Source organism: Pseudomonas sp. A0308, assembly GCF_044218815.1.
GTDB classification, from domain to species: Bacteria; Pseudomonadota; Gammaproteobacteria; order Pseudomonadales; family Pseudomonadaceae; genus Aquipseudomonas; species Aquipseudomonas iridis.
This window is the reverse complement of sequence record NZ_CP162581.1, coordinates 4,883,151-4,904,063: the sequence shown is the minus strand read 5'-3', so window position 1 is coordinate 4,904,063 and position 20,913 is coordinate 4,883,151. Positions and strand designations below refer to the sequence as shown.

Sequence of the window (20,913 nt, the reverse complement as noted above, 5' to 3'; positions counted from 1 at the left end):
TAAAACGCCAGAGCAAACTAACTAAATAGATGAATGACTTCCCCCAATGAGGTCAGTCAGCACTCGGCACCAGCACAAACTCAATCGACCGAACTTGCCATCCGGCCAACCCACCCTTTACAGAGGCCTGGAGCGCCCCACGTTGTTTGCCTGCCAATCTGAATTGGACCCGTGCATCGCCGTGGATATCTGTTCTGGTCGGCGCAAGAATTCTGTCAGGGTATTCCCACTCTACTTCGACGTCCGGCAATGGCTCGCCAGTAAGGGCCGACACGACATTAACGACAGCTGATACCGGATCTCCGGGTTTGCCACTGGGATTGGGACTGGTGAGTGAGCGAATTTGCCGGGGCTCATGAAGGAAAAACGGCAACGAAAGTGACTCCGAGTACAGCGCATCGCCGACGGTAGCAGTCAACTCAAATGCCCCCGGTGTAACGGGAACAAAACGAATGCTCGCTACCCCATAAAAATTGCTCTCGGTTGTTACTTCCCCAAGGTCAGGACTGCTCAAGGTTACAGTCATGCCCGCCATCGGTTGATCCGTAACGGAGGAGACCACCGTGATCTGTTCAAACACCTCATCACCCCAGAACAACGTCTGGTTAACGATCTGACGCTCGGCAATTTTTACCACCTGCGAGCCTTCACCCAAGGACATCGCGTTCACCGGGGACAAGTTCGCCAGTCGATTGGAGGCGAAGCACAATCCGAAGCTGCCATCGACAACGCTATCGACGGTGAATTGGTAATCGAACCCTGCGGTGCCAAATGGAATCGGCTTCCCGAGCACAGGTTCAAGGAAACGTAGGCCTAATTGCGCAGGCCCGGTGCCCGTCATCCCCAGCGCGAGCTGGTGATTGAACAACTCACTGTTTTGCGCTGCCGTTACTCTGAGCGTGTACGTGCCTTTGCGCCGCGGGAAGTAGGTTTTTTCACCCCACGCCTGGGTCGGCCGCCCTTCATAGCTCACCATCAACCCGTCCCACGGATCTCTCGCCAGCGCTTTGACCTGTATTGAGCTCGAGTCTGCGTAGTCATCGAAATTGCTGTCTACCAACGCGGTCACCGAATGCTCGCCGGCCGTTTTCGGTGCGAAGGGGAATCGGCTCCAGCCTTCATCATCGGTCGGTTGAATGCCACCGTCGACGCCGTCCCACCATTTCACGTTGGCTTGCCCCACCGGTCGGCCGGTGAAGTGCGAAAAGACCCGTGCCCACAGCCACACCGGTTCTTGACCAACGACCAGATCCACCGCCGATTCGAGCAGGGTCTGAATCCTGACTTTGTTGTGATACAAATCCATCGGTTTAGCGACAGCAACAAAGTCCAGTTCAGGCAGGCCGACGGTCAAATCGAAACGTCCCCGCTGCTCGCTGGCGGAAAAATCCAGCGTCCAGGCCACGCCACCATCGTCCAGGATTCGCACAACATCCAGCGCCGGCTCAATCGTTGCATTCAGCTTCTCAGCGGAATCTCCCGCCCATTTCAATTCAGTCTTGAGCCCCACCAACGGACTCAGAGCATTGGGCAGGATTTTGAAATGGTGAATGGCCCCCATGCACGGATAAAGGAATTGGTCGTCCAACTGCGCCCGCACCTGATCGAGCATCAGTTGCACTTCTTTATTCAAATCCGCCGCCAGCAACCTCCCGGGCAGCGCTCGAACAGACCTTTCGCCATTAAGGTGTAACTCCAGATCGAACAAGCTGCTGATACTGTTATCTGCCGCAGAATCCAGCGTCCACTCCGCGCCTGTTTCCGGCAACGCCTTGTAATCGTCAAGGTCAGAGGGTGTCAGACCGATGTCCGGGTCAACGCCACGCCACTTCAGCTTGATGAATTTGCCAATCCAGGGGCTGTTGGCGACTGGCTCGACCTTCAGCGTATGTGTGTGCCCCTGTCGGCAGAGCACACCGACCGATTTCAGATCGACTGTCTTGCCGTCGAGCAAAATCTTCACATGGCTTTTCCAGGGACTGGTCGCAAGGGCGTGGACGGTGAAGTCTCGATTGAGCGAGACCGCTTCGGGATGCGCCTTAATGCTGGCCGTGACGACAACCTCGCCTGCGGTTTTCGGCGTGTACAACAAGCTCGCCCAGCCATCGGCGCCGGTCACACACTTAATGACCTCACCTTCAGGTGTTCGCCAGTCCACCAGCGCATTGCTGACCGGAGCGCCATCACCCAAAGAGGCCTCATACAGCACCTGCACCCGCAACAGTACGCTTTCGTCTTCGTCCACAATCGGCGACTTGTTGGCCTCGTGCACCTTGCCGATTTTGACCCGGTTGCGCGCCAGCGACATCGGTTTTGGCGGCGATAGGTGCAACAGTTTCGAACAGCGCAGTATCAGCTGGAACCGACCGTCAATTCTGTCTTCACTGGTCAGCATCCACACCAGATCTGCCGATGTCACAGGCACCGGAGTATCCAGCGCCGGACTGACATCAACGCCGAGTTGAGCAGCGCTGTCACCCTGCCAAATCATTGAAAGCTCGGTACCTGCAAAGAGGCTGTTCCCGGCAAATCTCAGCCGAACCGGATGGGCACTGCCCCGGTTCGGATACCCTTGCGCCTCCCAGGCCGTCAACCTGCCATCCACAACGGTCTGCAGCTCTGGCCACGGATCCTTCGCCAGCACCGTGACCGGAAACGTTCGAATGACGACACCGTCGGCGTAATAGGGGCTGGCAACCGACGCGGTGACAACAAACCCACCGGCAGCCGTCGGTTCATAGACATAGTCACACCAGCCGTTTTCGTCGGTGACGGTCGATTCTTTCAACCCTTGTCCTTCAACCGACCAGGTGACTGCGTGGCCGGCCATCGGCTGACCGGTGTAATACGACACCACTCGCACACCCAGCCCGACATTCTGCGCGTACTCCAGCACCGGATAATGGGTGGCTTCGCGCTCATCCGTGAACGCCAATCGGTGATGCCCAAGCAACACGGGGATAGCGTAGGGGATGGCGCTGTAGCGGTTACGCAGGCTCAGATGGAATTCATGACCTTGCCGATCATCGATCCGGGGGATATCGAGCAGCCATGCTGATTCCAGCGACTGATTCACCCCCCAGCCGGGTTTGGCGGTCACCGCTTCCTGCGGATTGAGGTCAGCATTGAGCGACGCGCCACTGCCCAGCCAAATACTGTCGGATTCGGGTACGAATTTCAGTTGATGGGGCAGGCCAGCTTCTTTGGTTCCCAGGCACAGGTATAGCGGGGTGCCTGGCAGCAGCGTCTGCTCGTCGAGCTGCATTTTTTCCAGCTTCAGTGGCGTCAGATGCACCAGCACTTTTACGCGCGTTATACAGATTTTCGATTGCCTGTCCGAAGGGTCATTCTTCGGGCTGGTGATCTCAATGGTCAGCTCATCATCCTGTGCAACCGACACGAGGTCCTGAGCATATTCAATCGGTACGAAATCCAGTGGTTCCCCGCTCGCTAAAGAAGACTGAACTTGATCCAGACGGTTCGCGCCACCGGGTTTAAGCTCGATAGCGAGCAATTCATCCTTTTCCCTGAGGATTCGCATCCAGCCTGACTGGACATGTCGCACCTCACAAAGAAAGCTCAATACATATCGCGCATTGATGCCTGGCTCCAAGGGGATCTTGATGGTCTGCTTAACCCATCCCCCGTCGGAGGCCTCTAGAAAATTGATCCGCTCCGATCCATACCAATCCGCTGAAATGCCGACCAACCCGCCCTTTTTCCACCCTGTCAGACGGGTGAAATCCCCATCGACCACCAGACTTTCATTCGCTTGAATGGCGGGTTCATCCATGATTGCGCGCTCCTTTGCCGGATTTGCCTTGTTCGGGATTTTCAATCGCGTTGACCAGCTCCGTCACCTGCCTGGCAAACGTTGTATCACTGGTTCTGGACGTGTACTTCAAGACCGGGACGATGTCGGTGATTGCATACAGCAACTCCGATTGCGATGGACTTGTCGGCCGCGGGAAGTCCAGCCTCCACGTGGATACGGCACCCGTGTTTTCGTAAGGATTGAGCAGGCCTTCGTCGGGCTTCATCGCCGTCATGCCTGTGTCGGCGATGCCCGATGACAAGGCGATTTGCTGACCGCTGCGCAAATTGAACAGCACATCGGAAGGCGCGATCCCTTGCGGATTGTGCAAGTACTGCACCGATTGCGTGGTGGCCCGGGTCGCCGTTCTGCTACTGATCTGCACCAGCGTGGCTCGAACATCCTCGTAGGGCCCAAGCAGCACCGGCAGATTGACTTCTACCGAATTGATCTGGCGGCAGTAATGCCCCGGATGATCGCGGTCGAAGAGCAACTGCGACAGGCTGAACTCCAGCGAGCCTGTTTCCCGCAACTGCTTGAGCGCTTCAGCCCAGCTGTCTGCACTTTTCTGCCGATCGATCGGGTCGTCAAAAAGCTTTTTCAGAGACACTGTTTTCGTCAGTTCCAGTCGCCGCTCATAGCGTTGGAGATATTCGCGCTCCATGCGCAGCAAGTGCCCACGCAAATGCTCGCCTGCCGTGAAGCCATGACGCTGGTCGAACCACACTTGAGGTATGGGGATTTGCGTATCGTAGTCGCCGGTTTCGGCATTCATCGAGTTCTGCGCCGTCAGGCACAAACTGACGACCGCGTCATAAGCCTGGTAATGCAAAGCCTTGAGCTGACCGAGCATCCAGCCGAACAGCTCCGCATTGGTCGCGCGTTTTTTCAGGTAGTTGTAGATCGTCAACGCCTGGCTATTGGTACGCAGGGTTTGCGCCAGGCTGGTTCGGGCAGCAGTGACTGCATGACGTTGCGCCTCGATTTGCGCATCGATGGCATCGACTTCCAACAACGCCTGATCACGTTGCAGTTGCCAATCATCACGGCGTCGACGATAGCCTTCGGTGGTTGCCTGCTTATCGGCGTCCATCAGCTTCACCGACGAGGTAATGCCCAATACTAAACTGACGGCCTCAATCACCTGGTCTACGCGATGCCCGCCATTGGAAAACCCGAGGATATTCGGCAGCGCCGCCGCCGACGCCGCCGCAGGCTTGAGGTGGGTGGACGCCAGCGCGAGTTGTTTGGACGAGTACAGACTGTCCATGACCTCGTATTCGGCAGCCGACACGTTTTCGTCATAATTGCGTGCGTACGCCTCAGCGCGGTGCTGCGCCACGGCACGACTTTGCTCAAGCGCCGTCACGCTGGCTTCCAATTGCGCAATGGACTGTTCCTGCACGGTTTTGGAGTACGCGCCCAGTTCCACCAGATGGGTTTGCTGCAACTCATCCTGCTCGGCGCGATCACGCCGTTCGTGCGTGCTTAACACCTTGGCACCGAGGTCATCCAGTATCTGCACAGCGCGCGATGCCGTTTCGAAGGTTATCTTCCAGCGAAACGCGCAAGCCACCTGCCCTCCGCCCATCGGCCGAGGGCCAGCGCCACCGCCGGCTGCGAGATCACGCAGCAACTGGTTCGGATCGGTTGGCGGGCTGAACAGCGGAATATTCAGCGGTTTGCCGTCAATGGTGAGGTTGTTTTGCAGGTTATTCATACGGTAATTTGGCAGCGCAATCAGATCCACGAGCGGTTGATTGATCGGCGCCTTGAACGGCCCGCAGGCCAGCATGCCCAGCATGGGTGCCACATCGGAGCCGGAGGCCACTTGCGCCAGGCTGAAGTTCAGCGATTGTTCAAAGGCTTCAAGCTCTGGGCGGGTTTTGCACTGATCCAACAGTTCTTTAACCGTCGAGGTCTGCCAATGCGACACCGTGCGCGCTGTGGGTGGCTTGCCCATCAGGAACCCCGCTTGCACGTAGCACAGCTTGGCCGCCACAAGGCTATCGCGGGTCAACTGCCGGTAATGCCAGTCGCCCCAGGCAATTAGATTTCTCACGTATTCGCAGAACATCAGAATCTTGAAGTGTTCGGGTTTCGAATAGCCGATGGCATCCGGATCGGTCGGGGCCTTGGCTTCACAACCGGGGTTACCCTGGTTTTTGGCCAGCGGTCGGCAGCGCCAGTAGAGTGGTTTGCCATTAACGTCAGACTGATCCGCCGTCGCCTGTGGGTCGAACACGTAATGCAGCCAGCTCTGCGAATCGGCAAAGCGCTCTTCGTTGCACAAAAGCTTGGCGACCAAATGCACCAGATGAAAAAACAGCTCCCAAAAAAACAGCCCGTTGGCCCCGTCAAACGCCCCGTTGGGTTCCTTGAACGTCGGATCATCTTCAGGTGGCGGTTCGACGATGAACTGAGTGTTCCAATCCAGTACTGCACTCACGGAAATATTGCCGCGCTCGACCAGTTCAGGGCCGAACATTGAATTCAGGCGGGCGTACTTCAGATACGGCGACGGCAGGTTAAAGCAGAGAAACTGCGCCGCGTCAGCGCTGTTTTTCAGCAGGGTCGGCGCAGTGAAGTCTGATAGATCGACAATCGTCAGCTTGAACTTTCTACCACCATAACCGGGAGTTTCCGTATCGAGCCTGAACTCCGTGGGTTGCGGCCATGAGCCTTGTTGGCGACTCACCGTCAGCGGTTCGGTTGTCCAGCCACCGGCGGGGGGAAGGTCAACGATCAGGTCCTCATCGTCCACCGTTTTATTCACCAACCCCAATACAAAGCGAAGCGTTTGCGGGGTGTTGGGCAACCCTGTTGGTGCACACGAACCGATCACTGTCACCTTGTCAAATTGGCCATCACGCACGGCGGTGGCTTGCAGACTCAGAAAAGGCGACAGGGGCCCCTCGGGGGCGCCCTCGCTAGTTATCGTTACCTGATTGCCCAGTGAATGCTGAACAGTTTCCGGCGAGTCAAATCGCTTCCTTGCCACATCCAGCCAAGTGCCGACGTCAATTGTGTCCAGGCGCATCAGCACATCGAAAATCCTGTGCACCCTCAAATTGTTTGGATTTTGATCCGCCGTGATCAAAATCCCCAGCTTGCCCTTCGACGGGGGCCTCTCCATCAACACGGTGGCAACCAAACGAAAATTCTTCGGCTCATCGTCGGACTCGGCATCTTCACTGTAGACATCCAGCGGCGCCGACCACTGCCCACTCTGCGTCATGAACGCGAGCTTGACACTCAAATGAGCCGGCAGGAAATCATCAGCTTTTTGGCCGGCCACCTTGTCCCGCCACTCAGCCCAAACCAGGCACAAGCGACCGTTCCAGAACACCGGGCGCATATCCAGCACCCGATGGGCCGGCTGAATGCCTATCTCCTGCCATTCACTCCAGGCCGCGGGATTGACGCCAACGCAGCCGGGCGTAAGCTCGATCTCGGCCTTGCGCCAGTAGTGCTGGAACGGCTGCGCTCGCTGGCGCCCAATAAAATAGTAATCAGCCACGGCAGGCGTGGCGCCGTCCATGTAGCAACTGAGCACATCCAGATCACAGGTCTGCTCGAATCTATGCAGGTAGCCTTGCAGCGCGGCCTGCACCGAATCATTGTTCAAGCGGCTCTGGTTAAGGTCGTTTTCAAGATTCTTGAACAGGCTGGACTTGCGTTGCCGGACAAAGGGGTTGATGTAGTTTTCCGGGTAGATTGAAATCAACTGCACCGCTGCCCAGTCCGGATAGTTGCTGTATAGCTGCCATTCGGCCAGGTCACTCGGCGGGAACTGATGCGTGGTGTAGCCAGGTTCCAGCTTGCGATACACGGCATGTATGTATTGCTGCACACAACTGGTTGCTTCGGCCACCCAGGAGCTCTGCACCGCAAACGTGTCCAGCGGGTCCATCCGCAAGAGCTCGAAGATATCGGCGGGTGTCTTCACAAACCCGTATTGCGTTTTATTGACTTGACCGATGCAGTATTCGAGCAGTGCAGAACGGCGTTTTTCCAGCAGAACGCCAATGTCACTCAGTGCCATGATCCTTGCTCCTTGGGGAAACCCGAGAAAAATCCCTGATGAGACGACCGATTACTCCGGGGCTTCATCGCCCTCGAACGTGATGGGGTTGAACACGGCCTGTTGCTCACTGCCCTGGCTGAGCACACTGAACACAAAGGTTCCCCCGGTGGGACTGGAGACGAAAACCCGCGTGAGCCCTTCCTGATTGGTGAAGGTTTGTGAGGGCCGCACACTCGCTATAGATCGTCTTGTGGACTCGACGTTACTTACGAGCCAGTCCACCAACATGTCCTGACCAAGGTTTCCATACTTATCCATCATCGTGGCGTAGAGCACGCGCTCCTCCCCCTTGCGCACCACTTCCGATGAATCGGGGGATCTGTAGAAGAGCGGGAACTCCATGGTCTTGGCATCAGCAACAATGTTGATGGTCGGAGCGTATTCGGGATCGAAAAGATCGAGCCAATACTTCGGCGTCTCCGCTCCCATAGTCCTGCCGGGCACGTAGTCGGCCTTCAACGTGCCTTTGTTGTCGGTTGTGCCCTTCTGTACCGTGCCCAGTGTGGTCTGCCAATAAACCGTGCCCCCCTCAAGTGCCAGTCCCGCAGCATCCTTCACCGTCACTGTGAAGGTGGCTTTCTCGCCGGGCTTCCTGGCAATGAGTTCTGTGTTATCGACGCTACACGTTGTAGTGACCAGTTGTTTCAAATCAGCCGCCAGCTCGACGGGGGGTGCCTGTTCACCGGTTTCGCTCAACAAGGCGCGCTCGGCCGCGTCGGCATACGCCTTTTTGGAATCGCCGTCGTTCACAGTCGCAGGCAAGGTACCGATCTGCAAAATCGTCAGGGCATCTATACCGGTCCTGGTGGACAGCACCAGGACCCGCATCAACAGATCCAGTTGTTTGAGGTTCTTGAGTATCGGCAGAGCGGAGTCAATGTGACGGATACACTCGCGCACCTCCTGCACGCTCCAGCCGAAAAACTCGGCCAGTTTGATGGTCGACGCCTGGTGCGCCAGGGCCCGGGCGTGAACGGACAAGGTTGGCAGTGCATTGACCTGACGCAGGTAGTCGAGCAGTTTCTGCTGCGGTTGTTCGCTGAGTGAAAATGCCCGCTTGAGTACCGACAGGTAATAAAGCGTGTTCACTGAAATCGCGTATTTATCGGTCTGACCGAGCCAGGCCAGATGGCCGTAATCCAGATAGTCCTGCAACAACTCAACTGTGAGTTCCAGGGTCGAAACCACCTCACTGCGCCGTCGCACATCGGCCAACAGATCGATCAACGAATCGGTTTCGGCATTGCGCCTCAGCTTCCGGGGGTCGCCGGTTAAACCGATCCGCTGGATCAATTGCTTCAACAAACGGAAAACCGTTGTGCCGGCCCAATTGATGACCGGAATCGCAAGTTCCACCGCAACGCCGGCATAGGCTGCCAGCGTTTCTTTCACGACAGACACCTGCGCGTCACGGGCTTCCAAAAGCACGTTGAGCATGCTTTCAACGAGAGCGTCGCGTTGAGTAGCCCAGGTGGCGCCAAGCGCATTATCGACCGCCCAGCCAAGCCGTTTACGGGCAAAGATCAGGTATTCGTCCGGCGTCCCGACGGGTGCCAGCACCAAACCGCTGGCATCAACAATCGGCCCCAGTGACTCGAAACTACCATCGGGCAGCACCAGGTCGACGCTGTGCGTCAGAAAGTCCAGCCAGTCTGATGCTCCGGCAGGAGGCAAGCCGGCCATCAACACACCGGCATTTGTAAACAGCGCGTTCGGCAGCAGATTGCGCAGTTGCTCGAAGAGCGCCAGATCGCGCTCCCACGCCTCTCGCCCTGGCGACAATTCAACCGCGTGCTGCATCACCCACAGCACTGGCAGTTCGCTTTGCTCGCACCACTGCGCGCAGGCGTCCATGGCGCTAATAAGCGTCAAGATATCCGGTTTATCGCCGGCTGCGGATTTGATTGCAGGCGCCCCCGCAAGACCATTGACCCAGTTATCGCCCCCCAGCGACTGCAACATCAGCACGCCTTCGAGCGGTGTCATGCGCAACACCCGGGGCAACCACACCAACCGGTAAAAGCTCGAGATGATCGGCAGGGTGCGTTGCAGTTGGTTGTTGGTCATGTTGTGCGCGCGGGCAACGGCCACCGCAAGGTATTGATAAGTACGCAAGTCGATTCGCAGGCCGGCGCACAGTTGGTTGATCGTCAGGTCATTCGCACCCGGTTCCGGCACCACCGGGAATGCCCCATTATCAAGCTTCATGGGCTGGCCATAGTTCGCTTGAGTGTTGAACACCTGATCAAACTGCGAGAACGCTTCGCCGCGACCGTAGATCGACATGCCATCGAGGAACACAGCAAAGTCTGCTGCTTTGCATTTGTAGCGTTGGCGCAAAATCTGGAACAACCCGAGCGCATGTACAGTTTTGTCCGAGATCAGCCATTCACCATCGCCGCTCGAATCGCCACGCTTCTCGGCCCGCATCGCGGCCACCAGTAAGGCGTCCACTTCATCGCAGGGCAATTGCAGCCAGATGTCCAGACGTATCTTGCGGTTCATCCGGTCGAAGGCAAACTGTCCTTCGACACTATCGGGGCTCACGGACAAACGGTTTAAAAGCGAAGTGGTATCCGTGGTGATAGATACACCAGGATGGCTATTGGCATTGATGTAAACCGAGCCGGATCGGCCGCTTTCGGGCTGCTGCGTTGTCGGTGGTGAGTCATAGGTCACGTTGGCCGAACGCACCGGAGCGAATGCCTCGACCGATAACAGACTTTCGAGCGACAAAGTGTCGAGTTTGGTTTGCGCGGCGAAGTACGGAACATGGTGCAGCGTCTTCCACTCCGTCTCCCCTGCGCCGAAGTTAACGAGATAAAAATCTTCCCAGGCATCTGCGGCAGGCATCGCTTCTGTCAGCAAATCTCGCTGATAGGGCCCCAGACGCGAAGCATGTGAAAGGGCCCGAGCGGGGCGGGCAGCCTTGGATCCTCCTAAAAAATAGGGGTAAGACAAATCCACAGCGTCTACAAAGTCGCCCACCGACAGCGCTTTGAGCTGAGCGATGCCGTCGACCGTGACCCAATGCTGGTAATAGGGCAGGCCGTTGGGGTAACGCGACGTGATCAAGGTGTCTTCAATGTCGCTGCTCGGTTGGTTCGCAACGATAAAGGCTTCCAACACCGACGTGATGATGTCGACCGAGGACAACGATTGGTACACCGCATTGAAGTCGATCGACAACTTCTTCAAGTCGGTACGGCGCTTATCGAGCGCGATCTTGTCCCCGTCGCCTTGAGTCTCGATACGGTCGCGAACCCAGACCAGCAAATCGATCAGATACGCCACCGGTGAAATGCACGATTCCAGCGCGTCCGGAGGGCTCATTTCTTCAAAAGCGGTTTTGAAAATGTCTTCATATTTCGGGCCGTCGACCATCGACAACAGCCCTGAAGAAGGAGCGCCCTGCGCGCTTCGGTCAGCGACAAGGATGTGCTCGATAAACTGGCGGCGCACATACGTGGCCATACTGTTGGCCCGACGCAAAAAACGCTGCGCATCTTCGACACTCAAGCCGTACTCCCTGACGAGGCCGGGTACGCCCTTTTGCACCAATGGAAAAATCGAACCACCGTCCACAAGGTAAGTCTTGAGGTTTTGCAGACCGATGACCTGCATCTGTTGCTCTTCACTGAACAACTGCTCGTACAGTTGCACTGCCGGGCGGATGGCTTGAGCCATGATCCTGTTCCTTGAGTCGATAGCCGTCTGTTGCAGCCTTACGATGGCGTCAGGCTGCAATGTTCTGGTTTAGATTTGGCGCCGATTCAACGCCGAGATCTACTGTCAGATCTGACAGGTTTTATGACCGCCTGTCGGATTTACAGGCCAGCTTTCCCCGGTATCGTCGGTTCCACATCAAAGCGCGGGCTGATAACCCAGGCCGAGTGTGATCCTTCATTCCCTCCGGCTAGCGTCTGGCTGAACCGCACCCATTGACCGCCCAAGCTCAGGGGTTTCGCGGCCTGGCCTTGCCAGCCAGTGCCAGTGACCGGAACATTCGCAAGCCACTTCTGATCCGGGTCGTACCAGCTCACTATCTCCCCGACGCCTGTCCGCCCTCGCCCGGCAAACAGCAGCGGATTCTCGACCCGACGCCCTGCCGCCGGGATATCGATGGACGGAACAAACGTGCCCAACACCACTGGACGCTGTGCGGCTTCAGATTCGAATTCATCCAGCGCCGATGTCACTTCCAGGTTGTGCATACCGCCGGTTTGAGTGAGCACAAGGTTCATCGACCAGGTACGGTCCGCCATGACTGTAGCGCTGGCTTGTACGGCGCCGAGTTTCACCTTGACGGTGTCGCCCGGCACGCCAAAGCCCGACACCACCACCCGCTGCCCGATGAGCTGGCCAGCAACCGGCGTCTCGACAAAAGGCGCCGCCGGGACGACGCTGTATTGCACAGCGTCCGTGAACCTTGAATGGTGCTGCGTGCCGTCCTCTTCAAAACTCTGCAGGGCTCGAATGTTTTTGACGCCCACCGGCGATGCCGCCTCGCACTCCCACTGACCATCCGCCCTCACGACAATGTCCTCTAGCCAAGGTTTGGTGGCGCCCACCACCCAGACCTGGACCCGCGCTCCTGGCCGGCCCAGCCCTTTAAGCTTCGCGGTTCGGGGCAGTTTTCCGCCCGCTGTCGGCTGAGTGATTTGCGGCGGCAGCACCACCACGTTGAAGTTGAGCCGCTTGCTCTTGGAGACGCGGTTCTTGTCGCTCTGGTGTGCTTCGATGCCGTATGACCTGAGATTCAGGCTGCGGACGAGGACCTCCCAATCCCCATCCGAACTCAGCACTTGGGACGCAGACAAGTTTTTGTCGTACACCACATCACGCACCTGCATCGTGGCGCCTTTCATCCCGCCGGAGCCCTTGATCACGAGTTCGTGCCCCACGTCACTCTCTTCGCTGGGGTGAGTGATGACCGGAGTGATCATGGACCTCAAAACCGTGAAGGATTTCGTCGTGACAGTTGAGGTCTGGGTAGCAACGGTTTGACTGACGGTGATCGTGTAAGTGATGTCGTGCTTGAATTCGGTGGGGCGGCGGAAGGTCCAGATACCTGCGGTCCCGGTTGCGTTATACGGAGCGGGGTCGTCATTGAACGCAATGTTCACCAGCGCATTCGGCCAACAGGTGCCGCTAAAAGTCGGTGACAGACCGTCCTCGACTGGCAAATCAATAGTCGGAGCCTGCGGCGGGATGGTGACGGGATGTTTAACCCAATTAAGCGACTGATGCCTGTCCAGAAACTGCTTGATATGCACTTCCCGGTTGAGCGTCGGCCCCCACTGTTGACTGGCTTTGCTCTGCCATTCCCCATCCCGCACGACCACCTCGGGTGCGGCCTGACTGCCGCCGCCGGGGTTGAAAAGCCTCACGGTGGCACCGGTAAAACCCTTGCCGCTGAAGGTCGGCTGATAATCATCAGTGGAACTCACGGCATACACGTCGGGCAGTGAATTGTTGATTTCGAAGTTGTATGGCAACGACTCGATCCAGCCGCTGGCATTGTCGGAAACCTTCTGCAAAATGCTTGCAGGGAGCTTGCCGAGCGGCAAGTCAGTCGCTTTGATTTCCCATTTGCCATCTACGGCAACAACCGGCTGTGGCAGGGTGACCGGCGAACCGGGAACGGTGATAACGACCGTTGCACCGGGGTAGCCAGTGCCAGAGAAGGTTATGGATTTTTCGATAATTTCGACTTTGATATCGTCAATTCTGGCTGGGCGGATTTTGAAGGCGCGAGGTGCCCCACGTTCGGTTCTTTTGCCCGAGGCTATCTGCTCAACCGCTAATGAATGATTGCTTGGCTTGAGCGTGACCTGCACCTCCCAAATTCCGGCGGCTCCCACTGCTCCACTTCCGACCATTTCCGAATCAAGGAATACCTCGACCCTACTGTTGAAACCGCTTAGCCCGTTATCACCTTTGAGGGTGAAGGTTCGATCCTGAATTGAAGACACAGCAGGTGCGGTTATGCGAGGGCTACCCAAGACAAAGAAGTTGACGACAGTTGAGTAAAAATGAGGCAACGCTCCATATTTTATCTGCGCCTTTACCGCCGCAGGCCCACTCCGAGGGACCTTGGTCATCGGCATTTGCCAGATTCCTGTCAGGGGAACGGTAACCTGACTTCCCCATTCGTCATGATCAGAACTCCCAGTGACTACTTTAATTTGTGTACCGAGAGCGGCAATCCCGGTGAACACAATATCCTTTACCAGCAGTATTGAATTGTTCTCAGGCAAAGTTATTTTGGCGCGGGAGGTTCTTACCAATTCGGTTTGGCTGGAGGTTAAATCGCCCAGTGTTTGATACGCACGAAAGTTTAAAGTGTTTAATGTTCCTGAAACTGGACACTGCAACGTCCAGGACCCATTGGATTTCACGTCACCCGCTACCAACTGCTGCCCCCCTGCGTCCACGATAACTATCTTACCTTCCGGCTCCCCCGTGCCTGACATAATAATCGGTGAATCCGGGAAGTTCGGAATGAAATGTATGGATGGCAACGGCAAGTAACTTCGGACGTTAAATTCTCCCGAACTGAACCAACTAGACGAATTGTTTGCGAACCAGGTTCTAAAGTGAATCCTCCCGCGCCCTTCCTGCAGTTCGAAATCAGTTCTCCAAACAATCGCGCCCCCATTTGTTTGAATGTTCCGATGTATATATTTATTGCCATCCTGATTATAGAACTCCAACTCAGCGCGTTGGTGTGGACTGAAGATGTCAGAGCTCCTTAGCTCGATTCCCCGCGTCCCCCGAATTGTGCTGCCTTTGGCAGGTACAACCCAAGGTCGTTCATCCATCATTAATTCGGATTGCACCGAATTGGCCTCGTCGTCCTCGGCAGACGCTTGCGTCGAGGGGCTGTTCGAGGAGCCTTTCGGGGGATGGAGTGAATCACTTCCTGCGTGGTCTTTTGTACTCATGGTCGGCTCCGCAACATCCTGTTAACGATCATGGTTATGAAATGGTTACGCCTCGCTATTGAACGGCCTTTGCGGAGACATACACACCTGACAGTTCTGACAGTCCCGACCAACGGTAATTATTCCCACAAGGCAATCCGGTCGCGTCCTTCAGCTGCCAACACGCGGCTACGTTGCCTTGCGCCTTTGCCTACACATCCCTCAGAATCCGCCGGCTTGTGCGCTTTGCTGACGCCCCGTAACTTGGTCCGTGCCGCTGCCAATCAGTGGTCGGGTTTAGTCGCCCGGGAGTAACGCGAAGGTGCATAAGCGTCATCAAGTCGGGTATTCCCTATCCCCGCACTCGATGGTGGCTGTGCGCAGGGCGCCCTCGGGCGCGCCGGTTTTCGCGTTTCTCCCGGTCGACTAACCTGCGTTCAGCCGCCACCCCCTCGTTTAGTCGCGAGACGGTGGCAGCCCTATTAAAGGAAACGCGATCATGTTCAAAGAAACTCCAAATCCCCCCGAAACCGGCGAGTCGGTCTCCCCCTACGAATCAGCCGATTCGAAAAAACTTCACGAAGCTGCCGAAAAAGCCCTCGACCATTACCTCAAACCCGCAGCGCCGCCCTCGCGCAATTCCGTGGATCGCGGCATGCAGATGTTCATGATCGCCCCCGATCTCAATCCCGAAGCCGTGGCCATTCAGACGTACGAGACGTTTTCGTCGGTGAGCATTCTGTTGCTCGATCTGGCAGACAGCCTTGAAGACAAACCGCGACATCTGGCGATGGCGATTTATCAGTTGAGCGAGATGGGTTTGTTGCTGGCGGAGAAGACGCTGGATAACGAGCGGGCTATCAGTATTTCTGGCTGAAGATCAAAAGATCGCAGCCTGCGGCAGCTCCTGCTGGATGAACATCAATCCCCTGTAGGAGCTGCCGCAGGCTGCGATCTTTTGCTGTTGAGGTTCAGGCTGAGGCCGGCAACGGCTGAAAACTGAAGTACTGGCGCAACGCCTCGACCAGTTGCCCGTATTCCGGGGGCGGTCGTTGCAGGATGAAGCCGGCGTCGTAATGCAGTGGCGTCGCGTCTTCGTGGCACCACAGGCAACACGCGGTGAAGTCGATCACCTGATGACAGCCATCGTCGCCGGGGATTTTCAGGCGCAGATTGAAATCCACACCGATCATCATCGGCAACTGGCTGATCAACATCAGCCCGTCCGCGGACACATTGCCGAGAAAGCCGATGGGTTTGTCGGTGACGCTGTTGAATACTTTCAGGAAATACGGCAGCTGATGCCGTTCGATGCGGCGGTCGGTAAACATGCGCAGTTCGCCATGCAAGGCTCCATCACAGAGCCGCGCTTTTGCTTCGGAACGTGCTGTACGACAGAGACGACACAGGCACGCTCTCCCCGCTTCCGGTGTGACGGTCGCTACCTCGCCGCCACATTACAACTGACCAGTCGCAGGTGTTGCCCCGGATTAGAGACTCGGCTCTAAAACCAGATCATTCGACTATAGCTCAGGCTGTACAACCGGCCAGATTTTGTATGACAACTGCCATCAAAAGCGCGTTGGACGCACCACGGCTGCCGCACTGCGCGTCGGGTAGTGGCCCAGGCTCTGCAGGGTTTCCAGACGCGCACGGGCGCGGTAGGCGTATTCGCTGTTTGGATACGAAGCGATGATGAATTGATAGGTCTGCGCCGCGTCGACAAACATCTTTTGTCGCTCCAGGCACTGGCCGCGCATCATCGACACTTCCGGCCACACGTACGGGCGGGCACGGCTGGCGCGTTCGACCTTGGACAGCTCGAGCATCACCTGCTCGCAATTGCCCCGGTCATAGGCGCTGTAGGCGTTGTTCAAATGATGGTTCATCGACCAACGGGTGCAGCCCGTCACGGCGAGGACGCTGAGGGCAAGGGCGGCAATGGGCAACAATCGCATGGGGGTTCTCCTGTCTTGAGCTCTGTATCGACCCATGGTCGGAAATCTTCAGGTGCGTTTGTCCCAAAGTTGCCGGGTTCAATAAAGAAAACAATAAGTAGTGCAAACGAACAATGACTACACCCTCGGAGCATAGTAGCCTCTGCCTGCGCTTGAACTCAGGAGTCTTTGCATGTCCGTCCGTCGTACCAAAATCGTCGCTACCCTTGGCCCGGCCAGTAACTCGCCGGAAGTTCTCGAACAGCTGATTCTGGCTGGTCTGGACGTCGCCCGTCTGAACTTCTCCCACGGCACCCCCGACGAGCACAAGGCTCGCGCGAAGCTGGTGCGTGACCTCGCTGCCAAGCACGGCCGCTTCGTTGCCCTGCTGGGTGACCTGCAAGGCCCGAAAATCCGTATCGCCAAATTCGCCAACAAGAAGATCGAGCTGAAGATCGGTGACCCGTTCACCTTCTCCACCAGCCATCCGTTGACCGAAGGCAACCAGCAAGTGGTCGGTATTGACTACCCGGATCTGGTCAAGGACTGCGGCGTGGGCGACGAGCTGCTGCTCGACGACGGCCGCGTGGTGATGCGCGTTGATACCGCCACGGCCACCGAACTGCACTGCACCGTGACCATCGGCGGCCCGCTGTCCGATCACAAAGGCATCAACCGTCGCGGTGGCGGCCTGACCGCACCGGCCCTGACTGAAAAAGACAAGGCCGACATCAAGCTCGCCGCTGAAATGGAAGTCGACTACCTCGCGGTGTCCTTCCCGCGTGACGCCGCCGACATGAACTACGCCCGTCAACTGCGCGACGAGGCCGGCGGCACTGCCTGGCTGGTAGCGAAGATCGAACGCGCCGAAGCCGTGGCCGACGACGAAACCCTCGACGGTCTGATCCAGGCATCCGACGCGGTGATGGTTGCCCGTGGTGACCTCGGTGTGGAAATCGGCGACGCCGAGCTGGTAGGCATTCAGAAGAAAATCATTCTGCACGCACGCCGCCACAACAAGGCTGTGATCGTTGCGACCCAGATGATGGAGTCGATGATCCAGAACCCTATGCCGACCCGTGCCGAAGTGTCCGACGTGGCCAACGCCGTGCTCGACTACACCGACGCCGTGATGTTGTCCGCAGAATCGGCTGCCGGTCTGTATCCGCTGGAAGCTGTGCAAGCAATGGCACGTATCTGCGTCGGCGCTGAAAAGCACCCGACCGGCAAGACCTCCAGCCACCGCATCGGCAAGGAATTCACCCGCTGCGACGAGAGCATTGCGCTGGCGACCATGTACACCGCCAACCACTTCCCGGGCGTCAAAGCGATCATCGCGCTGACCGAAAGTGGCTACACCCCGCTGATCATGTCGCGCATCCGTTCTTCGGTGCCGATCTACGCGTTCTCGCCGCACCGCGAGACTCAGGCGCGCGCAGCGATGTTCCGTGGCGTGTACACCGTGCCGTTCGACCCTGCTTCGCTTGAGCCGCACGAAGTGAGCCAGAAGGCGATCGACGAACTGGTCAAGCGCGGCGTTGTGGAAAAAGGCGACTGGGTCATCCTGACCAAGGGCGACAGCTACCACACCACCGGCGGCACCAACGGCATGAAGATCCTGCATGTGGGCGACCCGCAGGTCTGATTGTTCAACTGCCGAACAAAAAACCCGTCATGAGAATGACGGGTTTTTTTGGGCCTTGCATGGCAGTCAAGGTGTTGCGGGCGCGACGGCACGATGTGGGTGAGGCTCGGTTTTCTGTTGCATTCAAACTGGCTTCACTCTTTGCAATTCGCCCCTGTCAACTGTCATATCTGACAGTAGAAGCAACCTGTTTTTAGGTATCCACTGCATGTTCCTGCGGCGATTTTTGTCGAGGCCACAGGATCCTCTTTATGCAGAAGGAGTCGCTCATGAACATGCAACATTTGAATAATGCAGGGAAGCTCGATCTGGACTTTGGTAATAACGGCGTTATGCGAATCGACGTACCGGGTCATCCAGATATCTATATTTCAAGTGTAGGAATCGGACCGGACGGGAAAATCTATTTCGCCGGCACCACCACCCCCTTCCAAGGGGAGCGCCTATACCTCCTCGGCCGGTGCAATTCAGACGGCAGCATGGACAACGAGTTTGGTAATGAGGGCTTTGCCACGGGTGTGATTGACGGTTTTGACGTTACTTATTGCCAGGGTTTCACTTTTCAAGCGGATGGAAAAATACTGATCGCTTACCGTTTAAGAGGCGATCGGGTCGCAGACGGGATGGGCGTTGCCAGGTACGACATGTCAGGCCAACTCGATCTGGAGTTCGGTACCAACGGTCGTACGCTGATCGATATTCAACTGTCGCCGCTGGCCGCAGAAGCACCACCAGAAGAGAAGAGCGCAATTGGCAGCAGCGGGGCCAGTGCCAGTGGCATCCAGGCGCTGGCTGACGGAAAAATTCTGGTCTTCAAATCCACCGGGTTCAACGGTCGAAAAACGGTCGGGCTGATAGCCAGGCTCGACAAAAACGGCGCTCTAGACCTGAGTTTCAATCAGGTTGGCTACGTCACCTTCGCTCATCCCGACTCCCTTACATACAACACGACTTTGCGAAGCATCATGGTCCAGGCCGATGGCAATTACCTCGGCTGCGGGAATGTGTTTAGCGATGCGAAAAGAGCTGGCATGTTCGTGCGTTACGACACCACGGGGAAACTTGACCCGACATTCGGCAACGGCGGGTTTGTCATGGTGGAGGACGCTCAGTCACCCAGGTTCAACGCCATGGTCCAGCAGTCCAATCAGCGAATTCTCGGTGTAGGCGAAACACCTGTGAGAGCTACCGGTGATAGCGCCGCCGTGATGTTCAGCCTCGAACGCGATGGCAGCCCGAACATTCAGTTCAACGGTGGCAAGCCACTGTTTACCGAGCTGGGCGAAGGAGCCGCTACAGCCTGGTTGGCGGCGGGTATCCAGAAAGACGGGAAGGCAGTCACAGTCGGGGGGCTCGGCGAGCCGAATGGAGAAGTTGACATCGCCTTGATGCGAACGATTGATGGCACGCTGGATCCGACTTTCAATGACGGTCAGGGATGGGTAACCACTCACCTGGAGAGTGGCGTGGAGGTGGCAACTGGCATGGCTTTACAGGACGACGGCAAGATCCTGATCTGCGCAGACATGCCCAACAGGAAAGGGGCGCTGTTGCGCTACCACGGCTGATCATCCCGGGGACTTGCGTCATTGCAAAAGCCTCGCTGTTTGACGGCGGGGTTTTTCAATACATGGACGGACCTGATGATCGACTGATCCGCCCCTTTCGCGAGCAAGCTGGTGCCAACCTCTGGGAGCTGGCTGGCCAGCAATGGGGGCGGCCGGAGCAACGAAATTTCAGTGTCGTTTGATAAACCCGGTCAACGCCGCCAACGCTTCCGGCGAACGCAGTTGCTGGGTGAACAAGGCGCCCTCCTCCTCGATCACTTTGCGGATCAACTCGCGATCCGGTGCTTTCATCAATTGCTTGCTGATGCGCACGGCTTGCGACGGTAGCTCATCGAAGCGCAACGCCATCTCCCGAGCCTTGGTCAGTGCAGCCTCGCCACTGCCCAGCGCCTCTGTCGCGATGCCCCAGTCGGCGGCCTGTTCACCGCTGAACCCTTCGCCGAGCAACAGCAGTTCGCACGCTTTGGCGTGCCCAAGCATGCGCGGCAAAATCAGGCTGGAACCGAACTCAGGGCATAAACCAAGGTTGACGAACGGCATGCGCAGTCGCGCATCGCGGCTGACGTAAACCAGATCGCAATGCAGCAATAGTGTCGTGCCAATCCCCACCGCCGCCCCCGCCACAGCAGCGATTACCGGTTTGCGGCATTCGAGCAGGTTGAGCATGAAGTGAAAGACCGGGCTGTCGAGGTCGCCAGGCGGCTGCTGGATAAAGTCAGCGATGTCGTTGCCGGCAGTGAAGCACTCGGCGCTGCCGGTGATCAGCACAGCGTTGATTTCGGGGTCGCTGTCGGCCTGCTTCAACGCCTCGGCGAGACGACTGTACATCGCACGGGTGAGGGCGTTTTTCTTGTCGGGACGGTTCAGGCGCAGGGTCAACAGACCGCGTTCGCGTTCCAGCAGGATGGTTTCGGTCATGGCATGTCTCGCTACGAA

Annotated in this window: 10 protein-coding genes; 3 read left to right on the top strand and 7 right to left on the bottom strand. The window is 57.2% G+C overall.

The genetic code is table 11. The features are described 5' to 3' along the window. Positions 1 to 52 precede the first annotated feature (52 nt). From AB4P92_RS22695 to AB4P92_RS22680, 4 genes are all read right to left on the bottom strand, one after another. Positions 53 to 3,793 (bottom strand): hypothetical protein, encoded by a 3,741-nt coding sequence (locus AB4P92_RS22695; protein ID WP_395598193.1) that lies wholly within the window; start codon positions 3,791 to 3,793, stop codon positions 53 to 55. Further along, positions 3,786 to 7,859: a neuraminidase-like domain-containing protein gene (locus AB4P92_RS22690; RefSeq protein WP_395598192.1), complete on the bottom strand. Its 4,074-nt coding sequence runs from the start codon at positions 7,857 to 7,859 to the stop codon at positions 3,786 to 3,788. The genes AB4P92_RS22695 and AB4P92_RS22690 overlap by 8 nt, the downstream gene beginning before the upstream one ends. A gap of 51 nt (positions 7,860 to 7,910) precedes the next feature. Beyond that, positions 7,911 to 11,588, bottom strand: a complete 3,678-nt coding sequence (locus AB4P92_RS22685; protein ID WP_395598191.1) for a Tc toxin subunit A — start codon at positions 11,586 to 11,588, stop codon at positions 7,911 to 7,913. A gap of 140 nt (positions 11,589 to 11,728) precedes the next feature. Then, on the bottom strand, positions 11,729 to 14,848 hold the full coding sequence (locus tag AB4P92_RS22680; protein WP_395598190.1) for a hypothetical protein: 3,120 nt from the start codon (positions 14,846 to 14,848) through the stop codon (positions 11,729 to 11,731). 478 nt (positions 14,849 to 15,326) lie between these two features. Between AB4P92_RS22680 and AB4P92_RS22675 the strand changes: the two genes are divergently transcribed. Continuing rightward, positions 15,327 to 15,704 carry a DUF6124 family protein gene (locus AB4P92_RS22675; protein WP_395598189.1) on the top strand — a complete coding sequence of 126 codons (378 nt, stop codon included), beginning with the start codon at positions 15,327 to 15,329 and terminating at the stop codon, positions 15,702 to 15,704. A 94-nt stretch (positions 15,705 to 15,798) separates the two neighbouring features. On the opposite strand, the gene AB4P92_RS22670 is transcribed toward AB4P92_RS22675, so the two are convergent. Further along, positions 15,799 to 16,158, bottom strand: coding sequence for a PilZ domain-containing protein (locus AB4P92_RS22670; protein WP_042562190.1), 360 nt, complete (start codon positions 16,156 to 16,158; stop codon positions 15,799 to 15,801). A 240-nt stretch (positions 16,159 to 16,398) separates the two neighbouring features. Beyond that, positions 16,399 to 16,785 carry a tol-pal system YbgF family protein gene (locus tag AB4P92_RS22665; RefSeq protein ID WP_042560673.1) on the bottom strand — a complete coding sequence of 129 codons (387 nt, stop codon included), beginning with the start codon at positions 16,783 to 16,785 and terminating at the stop codon, positions 16,399 to 16,401. A gap of 172 nt (positions 16,786 to 16,957) precedes the next feature. On the opposite strand from AB4P92_RS22665, the gene pyk reads away from it, so the two are divergent. Together pyk and AB4P92_RS22655 are read left to right on the top strand one after the other, a co-directional pair. Continuing rightward, positions 16,958 to 18,409 carry a pyruvate kinase gene (pyk, locus tag AB4P92_RS22660; RefSeq protein ID WP_042560674.1) on the top strand — a complete coding sequence of 484 codons (1,452 nt, stop codon included), beginning with the start codon at positions 16,958 to 16,960 and terminating at the stop codon, positions 18,407 to 18,409. A gap of 269 nt (positions 18,410 to 18,678) precedes the next feature. Continuing rightward, positions 18,679 to 19,977 carry a hypothetical protein gene (locus AB4P92_RS22655; RefSeq protein WP_395598188.1) on the top strand — a complete coding sequence of 433 codons (1,299 nt, stop codon included), beginning with the start codon at positions 18,679 to 18,681 and terminating at the stop codon, positions 19,975 to 19,977. Positions 19,978 to 20,145: 168 nt separating this feature from the next. Here the strand turns inward: AB4P92_RS22655 and AB4P92_RS22650 are convergent, their stop codons facing one another. Continuing rightward, positions 20,146 to 20,895, bottom strand: a complete 750-nt coding sequence (locus AB4P92_RS22650) for an enoyl-CoA hydratase-related protein (protein ID WP_395598187.1) — start codon at positions 20,893 to 20,895, stop codon at positions 20,146 to 20,148. Between the last annotated feature and the right edge of the window lie 18 nt (positions 20,896 to 20,913).